The following is a 1,718-nucleotide window of genomic DNA, read 5'->3' on the forward strand; positions in this document are numbered from 1 at the left end:
CGTCAAGGTTTAGCCCTGCCAAACTGTAAACCCGACGGCGATCGAGTCTTGACCCTAACCGACCACAGCAGGAAAGTTTAAGCCCGAACTTCCCTAGCACTCGTTGTAAGAATCTGATAGGAGTATCCTTTTCGCCTATGCTTATCCCCAAGCAGGTTCTAATATCCTTTTTGTAGGGGCTATTGCTGAAATGAGTTTCATGTTAGAATCCTTTTGTGAGTTTTAGAGAGAAGCAATCGCGCTGAGTGGTATTGGAGCGGTTGCTTTTCTCTATATTCTTAGTATATATCTATATCTAGATAGCTATCAATACATAATATATATAGGATTCTTATAGACAGTGACTTGATTAAACAGTTTTTTTATATACAGGACAATAGATTAAAGTCTATAATCTATACAGTATAGACAGCAGTATAGAATATGGCTAAAAATAAAATTCTGGCAACTTTTAGAGTCGATGAAGACGACTGGGAAGCATTTAAGCAGTGGTCCGAAAAGCGCGGCAATAGTGCGAGCGGTGAACTTATCCGATTTATTGAATCGGCACTAGGGAAGGCAACCCTAGACGATATGGACACAGTAGATAAAAAGATAGAAGCGGCGATCGCTTCCCTTCGCGCTGAACTGGTAAGAGAAATCGCATCAACGAAAAAATAGGAGTTTAGCCAATGTCTAACGAAACCGTGACCTATTCCCTAGAAGCTGTTCTCAGGGAAATCAAAGACAGCATTAAGGAAGTTAGCCAAAAAGTCGATTCTCTTGAAAAACGGATAGATGAGAGATTTGACAAGGTAGATGAGAGGTTTGACAAAATAGATGACCGGCTAACCAAGCTAGAGATAGGACAAGCCAAGCTGACTGAGAAAGTCGAGGGCATGGATAAAAGGGTAGAAAAGGTTGAGGGAACCCAGAAAAATCAGGTCTGGACATTAATCGCTATTTTAGGGACGGCAATAGCTACAGCATCGTGGCGCGTTTTCTTTTCTGGGAATCCCTAAACCCGTGAACCCGTACCCTACGGGAAAGTCACTAGGTTATATCGATTATCAACAGACTTAGTTAGAATAGAGTACAGACACACACATCTTAAACCAATGAAAGCGAGGTATCAATACCGTATTTACCCAACAGACCAACAAAAGAGGCTTTTGTCTCAGTTGTTCGGGTGTGTGCGTGTTGCCTGGAACGATACCTTAGCTTACTGCCAAGAACTCTATCGACAAGGGGAGAAAAAACCAAAATATACAGAGTTGTCTAAAAGACTAACTCAAGTAAAAAAAACAGAAGAAAAACAGTGGCTAACCGAGGTTTCTTCTATTCCTTTACAACAGTCTTTGAGAGACTTAGAGACAGCCTATTCTAACTTCTTTGCATCTTGTAAGGGAGAGAGAAAAGGAAGAAAAGTCAAACCTCCTAAATTTAAGAAACGTAAATCTAAACAATCAGCAAGATTTACCGATAATGGTTTTACCGTTAATCAACACCACGTTACTTTAGCAAAAATCGGTGATTTAAGAATAGTTTGGAGTCGTCCATTACCCTCTGAACCTTCTAGTGTCACCGTGATCAAAGACGCAGCAGATCGCTATTTTCTCAGCTTTGTTGTCGAGATTCAGCCCGAAACACTTCCTAATAATGGGGAGTCAGTGGGAATTGATCTAGGGATTGCTACCTTTGCTACCCTCTCAACAGGGGAAAAGATAGACGCACCGAAA

3 protein-coding genes are annotated in these 1,718 nt (G+C 41.1%); all 3 read left to right on the forward strand.

Annotation, left to right across the window (positions count from 1 at the left end):
• Positions 1-423: 423 nt before the first annotated feature.
• Positions 424-660: a hypothetical protein gene (locus tag O9290_RS01765; protein WP_045363024.1), complete on the forward strand. Its 237-nt coding sequence runs from the start codon at positions 424-426 to the stop codon at positions 658-660.
• Positions 661-671: 11 nt separating this feature from the next.
• Positions 672-1,001: a DUF4164 family protein gene (locus O9290_RS01770; protein WP_288056254.1), complete on the forward strand. Its 330-nt coding sequence runs from the start codon at positions 672-674 to the stop codon at positions 999-1,001.
• A gap of 96 nt (positions 1,002-1,097) precedes the next feature.
• Positions 1,098-1,718, forward strand: a 621-nt coding sequence (locus tag O9290_RS01775) for an RNA-guided endonuclease InsQ/TnpB family protein (protein ID WP_288086622.1), incomplete at its 3' end; no start/stop codon positions are given.

It is taken from the genome of Microcystis sp. LE19-41.2A, from assembly GCF_027530405.1.
GTDB classification, from domain to species: domain Bacteria; phylum Cyanobacteriota; class Cyanobacteriia; order Cyanobacteriales; family Microcystaceae; genus Microcystis; species Microcystis aeruginosa.

Bases quoted from the DNA above. Each gene is read 5' to 3' on its own strand.
- O9290_RS01765 (WP_045363024.1), top strand. From the start codon at position 424: ATGGCTAAAAATAAAATTCTGGCAACTTTTAGAGTCGATGAAGACGAC.
- O9290_RS01770 (WP_288056254.1), top strand. From the start codon at position 672: ATGTCTAACGAAACCGTGACCTATTCCCTAGAAGCTGTTCTCAGGGAA.